We start from the raw sequence: 16,507 nt of genomic DNA, 5'->3' as shown, positions 1-16,507 counted from the left end.
CGGCTCAGGCGGCGCCGCCGTTGACGAAGATGTTCTGCCCGTTGACCCACCGGGCGGGGCCGGCGAGGAAGGCCACCGCCTCGGCGATGTCCTCCGGCGTGCCGAGCCGCTGGAACGGGTTGCCGCCGGCGATCTGGTCGATGAGCTCCTGGCTCTTGCCCTCGAAGAACAGGGGCGTCGCCGTCGGGCCCGGCGCGATCGCGTTCACGGTGATGTCCCGACCCCGCAGCTCGCGGGCGAGGATCAGCGTGATGGCCTCGACCGCCCCTTTCGACGCCGCGTAGGCAGCGTAGGCCGGGTACTGGAGCCGCGTGATCGATGTCGAGAAGTTGATGATCGCGCCGCCGCGGCGGATGCGCTGAGCGGCGAGCTGGTCGACGACGAAGGTGCCGCGCACGTTGACCCGCTGGACGCGGTCGAAGACCTCGAGGTCGAGCTGCTCGAGCGGCGACAGCGGCATGATCCCGGCGGTGTGCACGAGGACGTCCACGCCGCCGAACTCCTTCTCCGCGAGGTCGAAGAGCGCCTTCGCCTCGGCTTCCTCGGCGATGTCCGCCGAGGCGGCGATGGCGCGCCCGCCGGCGGCCTCGATCGCCGCGACGACCTCGTCGGCACCCTCCCGGTTGCTGCCGTAGTGCACGACGACGTCCATGCCCTCGGAGGCGAGGCGCCGAGCAGCGAGACCGCCGATGCCGCCTGAGCCGCCCGTGACGATGGCCACACGGTCGCTGATGCTGTTCATGAAGACTCCGTTCCTTATATGGACATTGTGTACATTACCGTGTCGCGGAGGAAATGGACAGAGGGTCCAGATGTATTCTCGGACGATGCGAGATGAGGCGAACACGCCGCAGACGCCGGCGACGCCGCGGCGCGGGCGAGGTCGTCGCCCCGCCGCCGAGGTACGTGCGGAGGTGCTCGCCGCGACCGGTCGCGTCCTTCTCGGCGAGGGACTGTCGGCCGTGACGTTCGGCCGCATCGCGGACGAATCCGGCGCGAGCAGGATGACGCTGTACAAGTGGTGGCCGTCGCCGGGCGCGCTCGCGGCGGAGGCGTACTTCGCGCAGAGCGCCCCGGTGCTCGACTTCCCGGATACGGGCGACGTGCGCGAGGACCTCGTCGCCCAGCTGACGGCGTTCGTGCGGTGGCTGACGGGTGGCGCGGCCGCCCCGGTCTCGGAGCTCATCGGGGCGGCGCAGCGGGATCCGGACGTCGCAACGGCGTGGGCTGAGAGCTACGCTCGCCCGCGGAGAGAGCTCGCGCGCAAGCGGCTGCAGAGTGCTCAGCAGCGGGGCCAGCTCCGGCCCGACGTCGACCTCGACGTCATCGTGGACCAGCTCTGGGGTGCGTGCTATCACCGGCTCCTCGTGCTCAAGGTGCCGCTGGACGAGGAGATCGTTCCTCGCCTCGTCGACCAGGCGCTCTTCGGCGCGGCCAGGCCCGATGCCACAGCCCGGTGACCCTGTCAACCGAGTGCGCCCGGCGACCCGCGCGCGTAGCGTCGCACGTGATCCCACCTCGAGACGACGGAGGACCACATGCAGGAGACGCCGCACGCGACCGACGAGGACCTCGCCCGCATCGCCGGGATCGTGAGGTCCGCCAAGATCGGGCTGCTCACGACCACCAGTCCCGAGGGGCAGTTGCACAGCCGCCCGCTCGCCGCGCAGGACGTCGAGTTCGACGGCGACCTCTGGTTCTTCACCCAGGACCCGAGCGAGAAGGTGCGCGACATCGCCGTGCACCCCGCCGTGAACGTCGCGTTCGAATCGGGCAAGGGCTACCTCTCGGTCGCCGGCACCGCGGAGGTCGTGCACGACCGGGCGAAGGCGGACGAGTACTGGACCCCCGCGGTCGAAGCCTGGTTCCCCGAGGGGCGGGAGGATCCGACCGTCGCGCTCATCCGCGTGCGCGCAGAGTCCGCCGAGTACTGGGCGACGGATGAGCCCGGCATCGTGTCGGCGTTCAAGATCGCGAAGGCCGTCGTGACGCGCACGCAGCCCGACGTCGGCGAGAACCGCGCCGTCGAACTCTGAATCGAGAGGAGCACATCATGGCGGATGCCCAGAGCCAGCCCGAGGGGAGCGTCGACGAGGAGGCGGCCGACACCATCCTGGACGACCCCAGCACGGAGAAGGACCCGGGTGAGGAGCCCAAGGCACCTCAGCCGCAGGAGGGGGAGCCGAGCCACCACGCGGTCGGCATCGGCGTCATCGACGCGGAGATCCCGGGCGAGGAGGAGTAGTCCTCACCACGCGGCTCGGCGCCCCACGGCGGCGAGCCGCGTGAGCGCGTCGGCGGGATGTCTCAGCAGGGCGCGAGACTCGGCGGACGAGGTCAGCACCTCGACGATGCGCTGCGCCGAGCGCACGTGCGACCGCCGGTAGCCAGCGATGTAGTGCGGGTCGACCTCCCACGTCACCTCGTCGCCCGAGGTGACCGTGAGGACGACCGGATACCGCTCGACCTCGCCCAGCGGGCTGACGTCGCCGAGCACGGCGAGCAGCAGCGAGCCGACCGTCTCCTGCATTCCCGGCCACGGCCAGATCGTGGTGGGCGGGCTGAAACGCAGGGCGCGGATGTCCGACCATGGCAGCACGGCCCTTGGTGCGTCGCCGACGCACTCTGCGACCCCGTCGGCGCGGAGCCGGACGTGGAGCGCGGCGACGTCGCCGATCGCGAGGCCGTCGGGGGTCGCGGTGAGGGGGCCGTGTCGAGACGCCATGCCTCGATCCTCACACGGCCCCCGCCGCCGTCGATGTCAGGGGAGGTCCTCGACCTCCACCCGGTCGTCATCGTCCTCCGCATCGTCGCGCCCGGGGCCGCGGATGGCATCGGGCGGCACCTCGCCGTCGCTCGAGCCGAGCCCGGGCGCGCCCTCGTCGGGGAGTCGGTCGGGGTCGCTCACGGCGTTCTCCCGCGCGAGGTCGGAATCGGACGTCTTCTTCTCTTCTGCGCTCATGTCGCGATCCTCGCGCGGGCGGGCGGATGGCGCGAGGGCGTTGACAAGCCCGGGATGCGCGGGAACGCCTTCCTGTTATCGCCAGACGGCCCGCGGCGCAAGGGGATGACGTCGCCCGGTCGCCTCCCGCAGGGTGGAGAGGACCCGACGAGGAGGACACCATGGGCAGGGAAGACGAGATCAAGCGCCAGGAGGACGAGGGCGAGTACACCGACGTCGAGGAGCCGGACGGCGAGCGGCGGCCCGACCGGGTCATCGAGGAGCCCGGTCAGTACACCGACGTCGACCGCGACGAAGAGGTCTGAGCGGTCGGCACGACGGCGCCCGGGGTGAGCAGGTCGACACGTCGGGCGCCGCACCGCGTGCAGCGGACGTAGAGGACGACGCCCTCGGACGTCGGATGGCGCGACTCCGTGCGCCATCCGTGCTCGCACGTGCGCGCGGTCGCGAGGTCGACGAGGGGCTGGCTGCGCGGGGAGGTCATGCGACCAGCGTGATGTAATGCTCTTGTGCATCTCAACCCTTACGGTGAGTACGCGGTGCTCCTCGCGGCGTCACTCGCGAACGCATGGCCGCACGATCGTGCGGGCATCGAGAGCCGCACGCGCGACTTCGGGATGACGATGCCGTTTCCCGAGCGCGCCGATGACCACGCCGCGACGCGCGAGGTGATCGACCGCTGGCTCGCGGTGGTCGACGCGGATTCGCCGGATGAGCGCGCCCGTCTGCTGAACGGGCTCATGAAGGAGGCGACCGCGTACCCGCGTCTGACCGACCATGACGGCGAGGGATGGCACCTCCACTACCGCGACGACGACCAGTCGCTCGCGCACGTGCTGCTCGCCGTCATCTCCGTCGGGACCGCTCTGCACCTGACGACCCGCGGGATGACCCGGCTCGGGCGGTGCGCCGCGGGCCGCGCGCCCGGCGATCCGTGCCGCAACGTCGTCGTCGACATCACCCGGAACGGCCGGCAGCGCTACTGCTCCGTCCGCTGCGCGAACCGCGACGCCGTGCGCCGCCATCGCGCCCGGCTCCGGTGAGCGTCGAGACTACTTCTTGCCGTTGCCCTGGCCGCCGTTCCCGCCGCCCTGATTCCCGTTGCCCTGCCCGCCGTTGCCCTGGCCGCCGTTCCCGTTCCCGGGGTCGCCGTTGCCCTCGCCTTCACCGCCCTCTCCGTCATCGCCGGCGCCGTCCTCGGCAGGCGGGTCTGACGGGAGGACAACCGGCTCCTCGCTCGGAGTCGGCGTCGGAGACGGCTCGGCGAGCCGCTCGAGGTCGGCGCGGACGGCGTCGATCGCCTCCCGGATGGCGACGGCGCGCGCCGCGTCGATCCGCCCGTCCACAAGGGCCTCGTTGACGTCGGCCTCGAGCCTGTCGAGAGAGGCGAGCGCCCCCGCGGCGTCGCCGTCCGCGGCCTGCTCGGCGACCGTCGCCACGGCGTCCTGGAACGCGGCGGTCGGGGTGTCGGACGGCGCGCAGCCGGTCAGGACGACGGCCGAGACGATCAGGGTGGGGAGCAGGAAGCGCCTCATGGCGTGACCGCCTCCATGAGGTCGTCGAGATGGCCGCGCAGGGGCTCGTCGAGCGCGGGCAGGGCGGGCGGCGCGGGTTCCTCCTGCGGGAACATCGTCGGCGCGCCGAGTGCCAGCGCGAGCGCGATGAGGGCGACCGCCGTCATCACCGCGACCATCGCGAGGATGCGCCGATGGCGCCGGCGGGGAGCCGCGGCCACGGCCGGCGGCTGGAGCGTGCCCAGCGGGATCGCGGCGGTCGGCGCAGGGCGGGATGGCAGGGGCGCGGTCGCCTGCGCGACGGGGAACGGTCGCGTCTCCTGCTCGTGGACGGCGGCCGACCGCGGCGTGAGCGGCTCGCTCGGGTCGGCCGCGATCTCCCGCGCGGTCGCGGCGACCTCGCGCGCCGTGGGGCGCCGCGCCGGGTCGCGGTCGGTCATCGCGGTGAGCAGGACGCGCCATCGCGGATCGAGCTCGTCGGGCATCTCCGGCTCGCCCGCGATGCGCGAGGCGAACAGCTCCTGCGCCGTGCCCGAGGGGAAGGGATGGCGGCCGATGAGGAGCTCGAGCAGCATGAGCCCGAGCGAGTAGATGTCGGATGCGGGGGCCGGCTGCATGCCGCGGACCTGCTCAGGGGAGAGGTACGCGGCCGTCCCGATCGTCGTTCCCGGCGTCGTGATGCGGCTCGAGTCGAGCAGGTAGGCGATCCCGAAGTCGGCCAGCGTCGCCGCGCTCGTGATGCCCGGCAGCTTCGGCGCCCGCATGAGCACGTTCGACGGCTTCACGTCGCGGTGGACGATGCCGGCGTCGTGGACGACGGCGAGAGCGTCGGCGAGCGCGACCGCGGTCTCGGCGACCTCCCGCCCCGAGAGCGGGGCTGCGGCCATCCGATCGCGCAGGGTCGGCCCTTCGACGTACTCCATCACGAGGTACGGATGGTCGTCCTCGTCGACATGCGCGTCGAACAGCGTGACGAGGGACGGATGGTTCAGGGCTGCGAGCAGGCGGGTCTCCGCGAGCCGACGCTGTCGCGACTGCGGATCATCCGGCATCGGGCGGAAGAGCTTGACGGCGACGTCGCGGCCGAGCAGCTCATCGCGCGCGCGGTAGACGGTGGCCATGCCGCCGGCGCCCACGCGCGCGATGAGCCGATAGCGGCCGTCGAGCACCTCTCCCGTGACGGGCTCGTCGAGGAGGTCGGACATGCGCGCTCAGGCGAGCGGCTCTCCGTTGTCCGTCGTCCGCCGCGTCGTGATCTGCTCGCCGCTGGCCGGGTCGACCGCCGTGCGCTGAGTGGAGACCGCGCTGCGGCGACGGAGCATGAGGACGAGGCTGATGAGGAAGACGACGGCACCGGCCGCCATGAGGATGTACCCGATGAGGGTGAGGTCGACCGCTCCGCCGAGGTCCACGTTGATGGCGAAAGCGATGATCGCGCCGATCGCGATGAGGGCGATTCCGGATCCGATTCCCATGGTCGTGCTCCTTCCAGGCGCTGGGCCCTGCGGCCGCTGACGGACGGGCTCGGGCGGCTCGTCACCGCGTCAGCGGGTTCCTTCAGGTGTACCGTCCGCGTCGTCCTGGCGTCTCGCGGTTGACACGAAAGCGCCGGGACGGTAGCCGTGCGCGCCGGGCATCAGTCCTCGACGGTCGACGGCGGCGTGCCGAGCTTCTCGAGCTCGGGCCAGAACTCGTCCGGCACGTGCGTCGCGCAGAGCTCCTCGAGCTCGGCGATGCGCTCGGGCCGGCCGACTCCCACGACCGTCGAGTGGACGCCGGGATGACGCAGGGAGAAGTGGAGCGCGGCGGCCGGGACCGAGAGCTTCCATTCCGCGCAGAGCTCGCGGACCCGGGCGAGCCACGCGAGCAGATCGGCGGGCGCCTCGCGATACGCGTAGCTCGTCGACGTTCCGGCGAGAAGCCCGCCGCCGAACGGCGCGGCGTTGAAGACGCCCATGCCGCGCTCGTTGGCCTCCGCGATGAGCTCCTCGGCGCTGCGGTCGACGATCGTCATGCGGTTGTGGGTGAGGACGGCGTCGAAGATGCCCGTCCCGACATACGCCTTCTCGAGGCTGATCTCGCCGACGGCGATGCCGATCGCCCCGGCCCGACCCTGCTCGCGCAGCTCGATCATCCCCTGGACTGCTCCGCCGGGAGCGAGCGCCTCCTCCACCGTGACGGCCCACGGGTCGTGGAGGTGCACGAGCGGGAACCGCTCGAGCCCGAGCTTCTCGACGCTCTCCTCGAACGAGCGCCACACGCGGTCGCGGTCGAATCGTCCGTCCTTCCCGACGTCGACCTTCGTGACGATGCTGTGGCCATCCGCGAGCCCGCCCCGGGCATCCAGCGCCCGCCCGAGCACCCGCTCGCTCTCGCCGCCCGCGTAGTTGTTCGATGTGTCGACGACCGCGAAGCGGGAGGACAGCATCGCCTCGGCGACCTCGAGCGGGTCGGAGGCCGAGCGCTGCGGATCGCCCAGCGACGAGGCGCCGAGCGTCACGGGGCTCACGACGAGAGGAGTCGCGCCGAGCGGGCGGGGGTCGAGCAGGGATGACATGGGGCCTCCATCGGTCGCAGGTGTCCCCACCAGCATGGCGCACGGGTCCGCGGATGTCTGCCGCCCACAATGGACTCGTGCCCATCATCGACAACGCCGTCTACGTCGACGGGCGGCGCATCGCCGACCCGGCGAGCCTCGACCAGACCTTCGAGTACATGCGCGACCAGAAGGGGATGGGCTGGATCGGCCTGCTGCGCCCGACCGACGACGAGCTGATGACCGTCGCGGCCGAGTTCGAGCTGCACGCGCTCGCCGTGGAGGATGCGCGCAAGGGGCACCAGCGCGCGAAGCTCGAGCGCTACGGCGACACGCTCTTCCTCGTGCTGCGGCCCGCCTGGTACATCGACGAGACCGAGACGGTCGAGTTCGGCGAGCTGCACGTGTTCGTCGGACCGGACTTCGTGCTCACGGTCCGTCATGGCGAGGCTCCCGACCTCTCGCGCGTCCGGCAGCGGATGGAGGCCGATCCGGCTCTCCTCGCGCGCGGGACAGAGGCCGTGCTCTACGCCATCCTCGACGAGGTGGTCGACCAGTACACCCCGGTCATGCGCGGCGTCGAGAACGACATCGACGAGATCGAGGACGCGCTCTTCACCGACACCGCGACATCCCTCTCCCGCCGGATCTACGAGCTGTCCGGCGAGGTGATCGCGTTCCAGCGCGGCACGCAGCCGCTCGACGGCATGCTCGCCGGCCTGCTGCGCGGAGGCGAGAAGTACGGTGTCGACCTCGAGCTGCAGCGCCTGCTGCGCGACGTGCACGATCATGTGCTGCGTCTCAACGACCGCATCGCGTCCTTCCGAGCCATCCTCGACAACGCGCTCACGGTGCACGCGACGATCGTCACGCAGCGGCAGACCGAGACGTCGCTGCAGCAGAACGAGCAGGTCAAGAAGATCTCGGGGTGGGCGGCGATCCTCTTCGGCCCGACGCTCATCGGCGGTATCTACGGCATGAACTTCGATCACATGCCCGAACTCCACTGGGCGTGGGGATACCCGCTCGCCCTCGCGCTCATGGCGGCGACGAGCGTCACCCTGTGGGCGCTGTTCAAGTGGCGGAAGTGGATGTGAGGACCACCGTGGCGTGCGGCTCGAGGCGCAGCGTGTCGCCGCACCAGAAGCTCGCGATGCCGCGCGTGCCCACGTGGACATGCTCGCCGGATGCTCCGGACATGCCGGTGCCCGACAGATCGAGCTCGATGGGCTCATCCCACTTGCTGATCAGGAGCAGCGACCTGCTGCCGTCGGGGCGCGTGAGGCCCTGCGCATGCAGGCGGGCGTCGGGGAATCCGGGGTAGCCCGTCGACGTCGGAACAGCGCGATCTCCCGGAGCGAAGTGGCGCAGGAGGAGCTGCGTCACGGCATACCGGGCGTTCGGCTCGCCGGTCTCCCAGTCGAGGAGCGACGTGCCGGGGATCATGCCGGGGTAGTCCATGAACTCCGCGATGCCGAGCAAGTCGATCCCCATGGGCAGCAGCCGCGCCCAGAGGTAGGCGTGGACCGTCCCGCTGAGGGCCCAGTAGAACGCGGGGATCTGCGGAGCGGGGTTCATGATGTCAGCCGGGTACGTCCCGATCTCATTGAGGAACATCCGCGCGCCCGGCGCCAGTCGCCGCGCGATGGACTGGATGTACGCCACGCTCTCCACGAAGGCATCGGCCTGCGCGAAGAAGGTGCTGCGCCACGTGCTCGGGTCGGCGTTGCCTTCCGGCCCGAACGGGTTGACGATCTCCGGCGACGCATAGAAGTGGCAGGAGAAGGCGTCGATGGGGATGCCGTCCTGGTGATTCGCGGCGTCGAGGAAGTGCCAGAAGTACTCGGGGTCGTGGTGCACGTGACTGAGGGACAGGCCGATGAACTTCATCTCGGGGTCCAGGGGCTGCAGCCGCTCGACCACGGCGTCGTACAGCCGGGTGTAGACCTCGGGCGGCATGCGCCGGTTGAGGTCGGGCTCGCAGAGCACCTCCCAGTACGCGAAGCGGTATCTGTGGCCCGACTCGTGCCAGCGGCCGAGCTCGTCGGTGAAGCCTCCCGTGATGTACCAGCTGGCGAGTCGGAAGAAGTAGTCCGCGACCTCGGCGAGCGTCTCGTCGCGGAAGTCCGATCCCTGCTCGTACTGCCAGTGGATCTCATCGCGGTCGCGCGAGACCACGACGTCCTCGGCGCCCTCGAACATCCAGTGCGGGATGGTCGCGAAGTTCGCGACGACCGGTCGCCCCTCGGCCGCGGCCATGAAGTCCTCGACGAACGGATCGAGGTGCGAGAAATCCCATGAGGTGGTCGTCTCGGTGGGCGGCTCCAGGGCGGGCACGGAGAGCACCGGATGCGAGAACCAGGGGAGGAAGCGCGCGCAGTCGGCCTTCAGATCGCGGAGAGCCGCGAACGCGCGATCGTGGATGGGCGACTCGCGGCGGAGGGGCGGTGCGGCCCAGAGGTGCGTGGTGAGGACCGTCTGGTTGACGTGGAACGCGCCATCCCACGACACCGTGACGGGTACGGCGATGCTGCCGGCGTCGGGCGACACGGGCGGGGTCTGCTCTGCGGACATGAGGCTCCTCGAGAGTTTGATACGTGCGTCTTATACGTATGTATAGCACGCCCGTACAGGGTGCGCCGTATGCTCGAGGAATGGGGCAACGTGAAGCGCTTCTCGCGGGAGCGAAGCAGTGCCTGGCCGAGCGCGGGTACGCGCACACCACGGCGCGCGACATCGTGGGCGTCACTGGGGCCAATCTTGCTGCGATCGGATATCACTTCGGCTCGAAGGACGCTCTGCTCAACGCCGCCGTCATCGAGACCTTCGAGGAGTGGGGCGATGCCGTCGCCAGCAGTGTGACCGCCGACCTCGACGGCGGCCCGGGGAGACGCCTCGAGCACTTCCTCGCCGGTCTGCTCGCGGCGGCGCCGGGTAAGCGCAGCGTCCTCGTCGCCAGTGTTCAGGCCTACGCCCAGGCGGAGTTCGCCGAGGAGGTCCGCAGGCAGCTTCTCCGCATCTATGCGGAGAGCCGCCGCGACCTCGCCGCGCTCGTGCTGGAGGTCGATCGGAACGAGGTCTCCGCGGACGACGCCCGCACCGTGGGTTCGCTTGCGCTCGCCCTCATCAACGGCGTGATGCTGCAGTGGATGCTGGACCCCTCGGCCACTCCGTCGGCAGAGGAGCTGTCGCGCGCGATCCGGGCGGTCGCGGCGTAGGTCCGGTCGACGGTCGCGTGGGCGTCACGCCATCGTCTCTATCTCCGAATGTGAAGTTATCCACAGTTCGAGATTGTTCGGTGGAATGTCCGATGGGGTGGGTAGTGTGGGGGTATGTCGAGGACGATGCCGCGGGTGGATGCGGGGGTGGGTTGGGAGCCCACTCCGGCGGAGGTCGCGGTGACGCGTTCGGCGGTGGAGCGGGCGCGTCGGGCGCGGGCTTTGCGGGCGGAGGCGGATGCGCTGGAGATTCAGGCGCTGGCTGAGGCGGGGGAGGTCGCGCGGGCGCAGCTGGCGAGGTCGGGGGCGGTCTCGTCGCGGTATGACTTCCCGTTCCGGGCGATGGCGGGGGAGTTCGCGGCGGCTCTGGGGGAGTCGAAGGGGCGGATGCAGACCCGCATCTCGGATGCGATGGTGCTGGTGGGATCGTCCCGGAGACGTTCGCGGCGCTGGAGGGCGCGCGGATCACGGGCCGGCACGCGGACGTGATCCGGCAGGTCGGGATGCGGCTGCCGGACGGGCTGCGGGAGGTGTTCGAGGCCGCGGCCGTCGGGTACGCGGAGAGTGCGACGCCGTTCGAGACGCGGGTGTTCGCGGAGGCCCTCGCGGAGAGGCTGGATCCGCGGTCGTTCTCGGATCGGCATCGGTCGGCGATGGCGCGGCGGGGCGTGTGGGTGAAGGTGCTCCCGGACGGGACGCAGGCGCTGGAGATCGTGGGCGAGGCGACCCGGATCCAGGCGATCGCCCGGACCCTGCGCCAGCACGCACGGCACCTGGCCCGACAGGAACGCCGCGCCGCCGAAACCACCACCGGTGGGGGCGTCGGGAGCGTTGAGGGCGCGGGTGCGGGTGTGGGCGCGGGTGCGGGTGTGGGTGTGGGCGCCGCGGGTGCGGGCGTCGCCGGTGGGTCGGGTGTGCGGTTCGAGGATTCGGAGCGGGTCGGTGAGGGTGGGGAGGGGCCGCGGACGGCGAGACAGATCGCGTCGGACCTCGCCGTGGAGGTCCTGTCCGCCCTGTGCGGCGACCCCGACGACGGCCCCGCCCCCTGGACCACAGACGCGAACGCAGACGGCACGGGCGCGACGGATGTCGGCGATGCGGACGCGGGCGCGACGGGCCTGGACGTGGATGCCGCGGGTGCGACCGCGGACACGGATTCGGCGGCCCCCGATGCGGGCACCGAGGTCGACGGAACGAAGGTCGACGCGGACGACGTGAGCGTGCACGCGGATTCCCGTGTCTCGGATGCTGCGCGAACGGCTGACGGGGCCGGCGGCCGAGCTGATCCGGTGGGTGCGGGCGCGGAATCCGATCCGCCCGACACCGCCGACGCCGCGCGAGGTCCCGGAGCCTCACCCCCGGACGGATCGCCTCGGGACGGAGGTCCTCCTCGTGGGGCGCCGCCGTTGCGGGGCTTGGTGGGGGATGTGGATCGGGTGCTGTCGCGGGTGCGGGCGGTGGTGCAGGTCACGGTCGCGGCGACGACGCTGGCGGGGCTCGATGATGAGCCGGGGTTCCTGGCCGGGTACGGGCCGATCGACGCGGACACGGCCCGCAAGCTCGCGGGGAACGCGGCGGGGTGGGAGCGGGTGTTCTGCCATCCCGACACCGGGGCGCTGCTCACCGTCGACCGGTACACCCCCACCGCGGCGCAGAAGCGGTACCTCCTCGCCCGCGACGAACGCTGCCGCACCCCCGGGTGCCGCAACCTCGCGATCACCGCCGACCTGGACCACACCATCCCGTACGCCCAGGGCGGTGTCACGGACGTGGGCAACCTCGCCTGCCTGTGCGAGGGATGCCACCAGGACAAGCACCACACGCCCTGGCAGGTCAGGCAGCTCGGCGACGGGGTCCTGGAATGGACCAGCCCCGCCGGTTACACGTACACCGAGAAGCCACCCCCGCGGGTCCGCGCGGAAGCCACCCCGAACCCGCTCATCGCCGACGCCCTCGCCCGCCACCACCGCGACCGCGAGCAGGCCGAGCAGCGCCGCCACGCCCGCCAGCACGAACGCGAACAGGAACGCGAGCGCGAACAGCACCAGCCGGAACGCGAACAGCACCAGCGGGAGGCGGAGCAGCGCCAGCGGGAACAGGAGGAGCGGGAGCGGGAGCGGCGACTGCACCTCGAGATCGAACACGACATCCAGGAATGGCTCCGCCACTACCGGACAACCCCCGAATACCTCGCCCAAGCCCTCCTCGACGCCGACGACATCGCCCACCACGAAGACCTCGACCACGGCGCGGACGCCCGATTCACCCTGGAACCCGCCTGAGCGAGACACCCTCGGATGCGCGGCGGGCCCGGGTTCAATCAGGGAGGAGAGCCCCGGGAGCGGGCGCCGTCCTCGCGATCACCTGCCGCGGGCCCCGGAGGCGTGGCCGGCCGCTCATTCGCCCCGGTCGCTCATTCGCCGCCGCCTCCACCGCCTCCGCCGCCGTCGCCGCCGCTCCCTCCGTCGCCGCCTCCACCGCCGTCGCCGCCTCCCCCGTCACCGCCGCTGCCGTCGCCGCCGTCTCCGCCGCCGTCGCCCCATCCGCCGTCGGTCGAGCTCCAGAGGCCCGCGTCTTCGGCCCACGTGAGCGCGATGCCGCCGCCCACCACGGCCGTGACGCCGTCCACGACGTGCCGTTGCTTCGGTGCGGTCCGCAGGACCTTCAGTGCACTCAGCGGCACGACGCGTCCCAGAGGCCAGCAGACGTCACGCTGTCGGTCGACCGCGATGACCGCGCTCGACCGCGAGCGCGCGTTGACGAGATAGCCCTCGATGCGCGCGGGAACGGAAGGAGGCATCAGCGCGCGGTCGCCCAGCACCGCCACTCGGGTCTCTCCGGCGAGGGCGCGAGCGAGCGCGGTGTCGGGGTCGAGGTGCTCGATCGTGCCCGCGATGACGACGCCCGATGGGCGGCCCCGCATGCCCATGCGACGCACGTCATCCTCGGCGACGCCGAGGATGAGATCCGGACGCCTGCGGTCGGCGTCGAACCCGTGCAGCACTCGCCACCGGCGGAGCCGGCTCACCGCGCGTCGCCCCGCGAGGATGAGCACAAGCAGAGGCCCCGCGAGCGTCAGCACGACGAGCAGGAGCCACAGCAGGAGGCCCATGGGCACAGCCATCCACTCCTGCTGCTCGGGGATCGAGCGCATGAGCTGATCGGTCCAGACGCCGGGCACGAGGATGGCGCCGTCGGTCGCCTGGATCACGCCGCGACTGAACCAGCCCATCCACGCGACCATCCCGAGGCAGAGCAGGATCGGGGGCAGGGCACGCCACAGAGACCGGCGTGCCGCTCGGTCGAGCAGGGATCGGTCCATCGCGTGTCCTCCTCACCGCCATCTTGGCCCATGACGAGGAGGGATCGGTCCGATGACCTCCTCACACCACCCGAACACCGGCCCGCCAGACGGCGGACGTGAGCGGCATGCCGGGGCGATAGGCGAGGTGGCTGACCGACGGGGCGTCGAGCAGCTGCAGGTCGGCGCGCGCGCCGGGCGCGACGACGCCGAGGCGCGGGCGGCCCGGTCGGTCGACGTGGCGGTCGAGCGCGATCGCTCCCCCGAGAGTCGCGGCGCGCACGGCCTCCTCGATGGTGAGCCCCATCTGCAGCACGGCGGTCGCGACGCAGAACGCCATCGACGATGTGTACGACGTGCCGGGGTTGCAGTTGCTCGCGATCGCGAGGACCGCCCCGGCGTCGATGAGCCGACGGGCGGGCGCGAGCGGCATGCGCGTCGAGAGGTCGCAGGCCGGGAGCACGGTCGCGACGGTGCCGCGCCCGTCGCCCTGCCACGTCGCCGCGAGGGCCTCCACGTCATCGTCGGTCAGGAAGCCGAGGTGGTCGACGCTCAGCGCTCCGTGCTCCACGGCGATCCGCACGCCGTCGCCGTGCCCGAGCTGATTGCCGTGCACGTGAGCGGCGATTCCTCGCGCCGTCGCGGCGGCGAGCACGCGCGCGCTCTCCTCCGCCGAGAACGCGCCGCGCTCGCAGAACACGTCGACGGCCGTCACCCACGGCGCGACCGCATCGAGCATCGGCCCGGTCACGAGTTCGAGGTACTCGACCCGGTCCGCACCCTCCGGGACGACGTGCGCCCCGAGGAAGGTGACTTCGTCGACCGCCTCCGCGGCGATCCGCGCCGATCGAACCTCGTCGTCGACCGTGAGCCCGTAGCCGGTCTTCGTCTCGAGAGCGGTCGTGCCGCCCGCGCGCGCCTCCGCGACGAGCCGAGCGACGCCCGCGCGCAGCTCGTCGTCGGAGGCGGCTCGCGTGGCCGAGACCGTCGCGTTGATGCCGCCGGCGGCATACGGCTGGCCCGCCATGCGCGACTCGAACTCGGCGGACCGGTCGCCCGCGAACACGAGATGCGTGTGGGAGTCGACCCACCCCGGCAGCGCGGCTCGACCATCCGCATCGACGCGCTCGTCGGCGTCGGGTGCGTCTGCGGCCGACCCGACCCACGCGAATCGGTCGCCGTCGATCACGACCGCGGCGTCGCGCAGGCGCGGGCCCTCGTTCGTCGTGAGCTCGCGGATGCCCGTGACGAGGATGCTGCCCATGTCAGTCCCGCACGACCGGCGTGAGCGGGATGCGCACGCCGCGCTCGGCGGCCACGTCGACCGCTCGTCGGTAGCCGGCGTCGACATGGCGGATGACGCCCATCCCGGGGTCGTTGGTGAGCAGGCGCGCGAGCTTCTCCGCCGCGAGCGGCGTGCCATCCGCGACGCCCACCTGCCCCGCGTGGATCGAGCGCCCGATGCCGACGCCGCCCCCGTGATGCAGCGACACCCAGGTGGCGCCCGACGAGGCGGCGGTGAGGGCGTTGAGGAGCGGCCAGTCGGCGATCGCGTCGGATCCGTCGAGCATCGACTCCGTCTCGCGGTAGGGCGACGCGACCGAGCCCGAGTCGAGGTGATCGCGGCCGATGACGATCGGCGCCGAGATCTCCCCCGAGGCGACGAGCTCGTTGAAGCGCAGTCCCGCCTTCGCCCGGTCGCCGTAGCCGAGCCAGCAGATGCGGGCGGGCAGGCCCTCGAACTCGACGCGCTCCTGCGCAGCGGTGATCCACCGGCGCAGGTGCGCATCCTCGGGGAACAGCTCGAGGATGGCGCGGTCGGTGACCTCGATGTCGCGCGGGTCGCCCGACAGCGCGGCCCAGCGGAACGGGCCGAGACCCTCGCAGAAGAGCGGGCGGATGTAGGCCGGCACGAACCCGGGGAAGGCGAACGCGCGCTCGTACCCGGCCTGGCGGGCCTCGTCTCGGATGGAGTTGCCGTAGTCGAAGACCTCGGCACCCGCATCCTGGAACCCCACCATCGCCTCGACCTGGGCCGCCATCGATGCGCGGGCGCGCTCGGTGAAGCCCTCGGGGTCGGCCGCGGCGGCGTCGTGCCACTCCTCGACGGATATGCCGACGGGCAGGTACGACAGGGGGTCGTGCGCGGAGGTCTGGTCGGTGACGATGTCGATCGCGACGCCGCGGCGCAGCAGCTCGGGGAAGACCTCGGCCGCGTTGCCGACGACGCCGATCGAGAGCGCGCGGCGCTGCTCCTTCGCCTCGAGGGCGACCGCGACGGCGGTGTCGAGGTCGGCCTCGACGCGGTCGAGGTAGCGCTTGCCGACGCGACGGCGCAGACGCGTCTCGTCGACGTCGACGACGAGGCAGACGCCCTCGTTGAGGGTGACCGCGAGCGGCTGAGCGCCGCCCATCCCGCCGCAGCCTCCCGTGAGCGTGAGCGTTCCGGCGAGCGTCCCGCCGAAGCGCTTGCGGGCGACGGCGGCGAACGTCTCGAACGTGCCCTGGAGGATGCCCTGCGTGCCGATGTAGATCCAGGAGCCGGCCGTCATCTGCCCGTACATCGTGAGCCCCTCGGCCTCGAGACGGCGGAACTCGGGCCACGTCGCCCAGTCGCCGACGAGGTGCGAGTTCGCGATGAGCACGCGCGGCGCCCACGGGTTCGTGCGGAAGATGCCGACCGGCTTGCCGGACTGCACGAGAAGCGTCTCGTCGTCCTCGAGATCAGTGAGCGCCGCCGTGATCGCGTCGAACGCCTCCCAGCTGCGCGCGGCGCGCCCGGTGCCGCCGTAGACGACGAGGTCGTCGGGCCGCTCGGCGACCTCGGGGTCGAGGTTGTTGTGCAGCATGCGCAGGGGGGCTTCGGTCTGCCAGCTCTTCGCCGTCAGGGTGGTGCCGCGCTGTGCGCGGACGGGGCGTGCGCCGGGGAGCGTCATCGTCGGGGGCCTCTCTCTCGAGCCGGGGTCTGCCTCGATC

Annotated in this window: 20 protein-coding genes; 8 read left to right on the top strand and 12 right to left on the bottom strand. The window is 71.7% G+C overall.

Features of this window, described 5'->3' with window-relative positions:
- Nucleotides 1-4: 4 nt before the first annotated feature.
- Complete coding sequence (locus GC092_RS13790; protein WP_324012642.1) at nucleotides 5-742, bottom strand: SDR family oxidoreductase; 738 nt, start codon at nucleotides 740-742, stop codon at nucleotides 5-7.
- An 85-nt stretch (nucleotides 743-827) separates the two neighbouring features.
- Here GC092_RS13790 and GC092_RS13785 point away from each other — a divergent pair, with 85 nt between their 5' ends.
- The 3 genes from GC092_RS13785 (at nucleotide 828) to GC092_RS13775 (ending at nucleotide 2,245) form a co-directional block, all read left to right on the top strand.
- Nucleotides 828-1,460, top strand: a complete 633-nt coding sequence (locus tag GC092_RS13785) for a TetR/AcrR family transcriptional regulator (protein ID WP_324012641.1) — start codon at nucleotides 828-830, stop codon at nucleotides 1,458-1,460.
- Nucleotides 1,461-1,538: 78 nt separating this feature from the next.
- Entirely contained in the window at nucleotides 1,539-2,036 is a 498-nt protein-coding gene (locus GC092_RS13780; RefSeq protein WP_324012640.1) for a pyridoxamine 5'-phosphate oxidase family protein, read from the top strand.
- A 17-nt stretch (nucleotides 2,037-2,053) separates the two neighbouring features.
- Nucleotides 2,054-2,245, top strand: coding sequence for a hypothetical protein (locus GC092_RS13775; protein WP_324012639.1), 192 nt, complete (start codon nucleotides 2,054-2,056; stop codon nucleotides 2,243-2,245).
- A 3-nt stretch (nucleotides 2,246-2,248) separates the two neighbouring features.
- Here GC092_RS13775 and GC092_RS13770 read toward each other — a convergent pair whose 3' ends face one another.
- Together GC092_RS13770 and GC092_RS13765 are read right to left on the bottom strand one after the other, a co-directional pair.
- On the bottom strand, nucleotides 2,249-2,725 hold the full coding sequence (locus GC092_RS13770) for a hypothetical protein (protein WP_324012638.1): 477 nt from the start codon (nucleotides 2,723-2,725) through the stop codon (nucleotides 2,249-2,251).
- A 36-nt stretch (nucleotides 2,726-2,761) separates the two neighbouring features.
- A complete protein-coding gene (locus GC092_RS13765) occupies nucleotides 2,762-2,962 on the bottom strand; it encodes a hypothetical protein (RefSeq protein WP_282980453.1) in 201 nt (66 codons plus the stop codon).
- Nucleotides 2,963-3,123: 161 nt separating this feature from the next.
- Between GC092_RS13765 and GC092_RS13760 the strand changes: the two genes are divergently transcribed.
- Nucleotides 3,124-3,267 (top strand): hypothetical protein, encoded by a 144-nt coding sequence (locus GC092_RS13760; protein WP_271174679.1) that lies wholly within the window; start codon nucleotides 3,124-3,126, stop codon nucleotides 3,265-3,267.
- Here GC092_RS13760 and GC092_RS13755 read toward each other — a convergent pair.
- Nucleotides 3,231-3,446 (bottom strand): hypothetical protein, encoded by a 216-nt coding sequence (locus GC092_RS13755; protein WP_324012636.1) that lies wholly within the window; start codon nucleotides 3,444-3,446, stop codon nucleotides 3,231-3,233. The genes GC092_RS13760 and GC092_RS13755 overlap by 37 nt on opposite strands.
- Nucleotides 3,447-3,471: 25 nt before the next feature.
- On the opposite strand from GC092_RS13755, the gene GC092_RS13750 reads away from it, so the two are divergent.
- Nucleotides 3,472-4,005, top strand: coding sequence for a CGNR zinc finger domain-containing protein (locus GC092_RS13750; RefSeq protein ID WP_324012633.1), 534 nt, complete (start codon nucleotides 3,472-3,474; stop codon nucleotides 4,003-4,005).
- Nucleotides 4,006-4,014: 9 nt separating this feature from the next.
- On the opposite strand, the gene GC092_RS13745 is transcribed toward GC092_RS13750, so the two are convergent.
- The 4 genes from GC092_RS13745 to GC092_RS13730 form a co-directional block, all read right to left on the bottom strand.
- Entirely contained in the window at nucleotides 4,015-4,497 is a 483-nt protein-coding gene (locus GC092_RS13745; protein ID WP_324012631.1) for a hypothetical protein, read from the bottom strand.
- Nucleotides 4,494-5,681: a serine/threonine-protein kinase gene (locus GC092_RS13740; protein WP_324012629.1), complete on the bottom strand. Its 1,188-nt coding sequence runs from the start codon at nucleotides 5,679-5,681 to the stop codon at nucleotides 4,494-4,496. The genes GC092_RS13745 and GC092_RS13740 overlap by 4 nt, the downstream gene beginning before the upstream one ends.
- A 6-nt stretch (nucleotides 5,682-5,687) precedes the next feature.
- Nucleotides 5,688-5,951, bottom strand: coding sequence for a DUF6458 family protein (locus GC092_RS13735; protein WP_271174684.1), 264 nt, complete (start codon nucleotides 5,949-5,951; stop codon nucleotides 5,688-5,690).
- A gap of 161 nt (nucleotides 5,952-6,112) precedes the next feature.
- The gene (locus GC092_RS13730; RefSeq protein WP_324012626.1) at nucleotides 6,113-7,033 is read right to left on the bottom strand and encodes an aldo/keto reductase; all 921 of its coding nucleotides are present in this window, start codon (nucleotides 7,031-7,033) and stop codon (nucleotides 6,113-6,115) included.
- Between the two features lie 77 nt (nucleotides 7,034-7,110).
- Here GC092_RS13730 and corA point away from each other — a divergent pair, with 77 nt between their 5' ends.
- Nucleotides 7,111-8,109, top strand: coding sequence for a magnesium/cobalt transporter CorA (gene corA, locus GC092_RS13725; protein WP_271174686.1), 999 nt, complete (start codon nucleotides 7,111-7,113; stop codon nucleotides 8,107-8,109).
- Here corA and GC092_RS13720 read toward each other — a convergent pair.
- Nucleotides 8,087-9,586: a hypothetical protein gene (locus GC092_RS13720; RefSeq protein ID WP_324012624.1), complete on the bottom strand. Its 1,500-nt coding sequence runs from the start codon at nucleotides 9,584-9,586 to the stop codon at nucleotides 8,087-8,089. The two genes, corA and GC092_RS13720, sit on opposite strands and share 23 nt — an antisense overlap.
- A gap of 80 nt (nucleotides 9,587-9,666) precedes the next feature.
- Here GC092_RS13720 and GC092_RS13715 point away from each other — a divergent pair, with 80 nt between their 5' ends.
- Together GC092_RS13715 and GC092_RS13710 are read left to right on the top strand one after the other, a co-directional pair.
- A complete protein-coding gene (locus tag GC092_RS13715) occupies nucleotides 9,667-10,230 on the top strand; it encodes a TetR/AcrR family transcriptional regulator (RefSeq protein ID WP_324012622.1) in 564 nt (187 codons plus the stop codon).
- A gap of 503 nt (nucleotides 10,231-10,733) precedes the next feature.
- The gene (locus GC092_RS13710) at nucleotides 10,734-12,512 is read left to right on the top strand and encodes an HNH endonuclease signature motif containing protein (protein WP_324012620.1); all 1,779 of its coding nucleotides are present in this window, start codon (nucleotides 10,734-10,736) and stop codon (nucleotides 12,510-12,512) included.
- 131 nt (nucleotides 12,513-12,643) lie between these two features.
- On the opposite strand, the gene GC092_RS13705 is transcribed toward GC092_RS13710, so the two are convergent.
- From GC092_RS13705 to hutU, 3 genes are all read right to left on the bottom strand, one after another.
- Nucleotides 12,644-13,552 (bottom strand): hypothetical protein, encoded by a 909-nt coding sequence (locus GC092_RS13705; protein ID WP_324012618.1) that lies wholly within the window; start codon nucleotides 13,550-13,552, stop codon nucleotides 12,644-12,646.
- Nucleotides 13,553-13,613: 61 nt separating this feature from the next.
- Nucleotides 13,614-14,795: an imidazolonepropionase gene (gene hutI / locus GC092_RS13700; protein ID WP_324012617.1), complete on the bottom strand. Its 1,182-nt coding sequence runs from the start codon at nucleotides 14,793-14,795 to the stop codon at nucleotides 13,614-13,616.
- Between the two features lies 1 nt (nucleotide 14,796).
- Nucleotides 14,797-16,467 (bottom strand): urocanate hydratase, encoded by a 1,671-nt coding sequence (gene hutU / locus GC092_RS13695; protein WP_324012614.1) that lies wholly within the window; start codon nucleotides 16,465-16,467, stop codon nucleotides 14,797-14,799.
- Nucleotides 16,468-16,507 lie beyond the last annotated feature (40 nt).

It is taken from the genome of Microbacterium sp. JZ37 (genome assembly GCF_035188445.1).
Taxonomy (GTDB): Bacteria; Actinomycetota; Actinomycetes; order Actinomycetales; family Microbacteriaceae; genus Microbacterium; species Microbacterium barkeri.
The sequence above is the reverse complement of the archived record's forward strand: the minus strand, read 5'-3'. Positions and strand labels throughout refer to the sequence as shown.

Coding starts and splice junctions, on each gene's coding strand:
- GC092_RS13775 (WP_324012639.1), top strand. CDS start 2,054: ATGGCGGATGCCCAGAGCCAGCCCGAGGGGAGCGTCGACGAGGAGGCG.
- GC092_RS13745 (WP_324012631.1), bottom strand. CDS start 4,497: ATGAGGCGCTTCCTGCTCCCCACCCTGATCGTCTCGGCCGTCGTCCTG.
- GC092_RS13790 (WP_324012642.1), bottom strand. CDS start 742: ATGAACAGCATCAGCGACCGTGTGGCCATCGTCACGGGCGGCTCAGGC.
- GC092_RS13715 (WP_324012622.1), top strand. CDS start 9,667: ATGGGGCAACGTGAAGCGCTTCTCGCGGGAGCGAAGCAGTGCCTGGCC.
- GC092_RS13730 (WP_324012626.1), bottom strand. CDS start 7,033: ATGTCATCCCTGCTCGACCCCCGCCCGCTCGGCGCGACTCCTCTCGTC.
- hutU (WP_324012614.1), bottom strand. CDS start 16,467: ATGACGCTCCCCGGCGCACGCCCCGTCCGCGCACAGCGCGGCACCACC.
- GC092_RS13705 (WP_324012618.1), bottom strand. CDS start 13,552: ATGGACCGATCCCTGCTCGACCGAGCGGCACGCCGGTCTCTGTGGCGT.
- GC092_RS13720 (WP_324012624.1), bottom strand. CDS start 9,586: ATGTCCGCAGAGCAGACCCCGCCCGTGTCGCCCGACGCCGGCAGCATC.
- GC092_RS13770 (WP_324012638.1), bottom strand. CDS start 2,725: ATGGCGTCTCGACACGGCCCCCTCACCGCGACCCCCGACGGCCTCGCG.
- GC092_RS13755 (WP_324012636.1), bottom strand. CDS start 3,446: ATGACCTCCCCGCGCAGCCAGCCCCTCGTCGACCTCGCGACCGCGCGC.
- GC092_RS13760 (WP_271174679.1), top strand. CDS start 3,124: ATGGGCAGGGAAGACGAGATCAAGCGCCAGGAGGACGAGGGCGAGTAC.
- GC092_RS13785 (WP_324012641.1), top strand. CDS start 828: ATGCGAGATGAGGCGAACACGCCGCAGACGCCGGCGACGCCGCGGCGC.
- GC092_RS13740 (WP_324012629.1), bottom strand. CDS start 5,681: ATGTCCGACCTCCTCGACGAGCCCGTCACGGGAGAGGTGCTCGACGGC.
- hutI (WP_324012617.1), bottom strand. CDS start 14,795: ATGGGCAGCATCCTCGTCACGGGCATCCGCGAGCTCACGACGAACGAG.
- GC092_RS13710 (WP_324012620.1), top strand. CDS start 10,734: ATGCGGCTGCCGGACGGGCTGCGGGAGGTGTTCGAGGCCGCGGCCGTC.
- GC092_RS13780 (WP_324012640.1), top strand. CDS start 1,539: ATGCAGGAGACGCCGCACGCGACCGACGAGGACCTCGCCCGCATCGCC.
- GC092_RS13735 (WP_271174684.1), bottom strand. CDS start 5,951: ATGGGAATCGGATCCGGAATCGCCCTCATCGCGATCGGCGCGATCATC.
- GC092_RS13765 (WP_282980453.1), bottom strand. CDS start 2,962: ATGAGCGCAGAAGAGAAGAAGACGTCCGATTCCGACCTCGCGCGGGAG.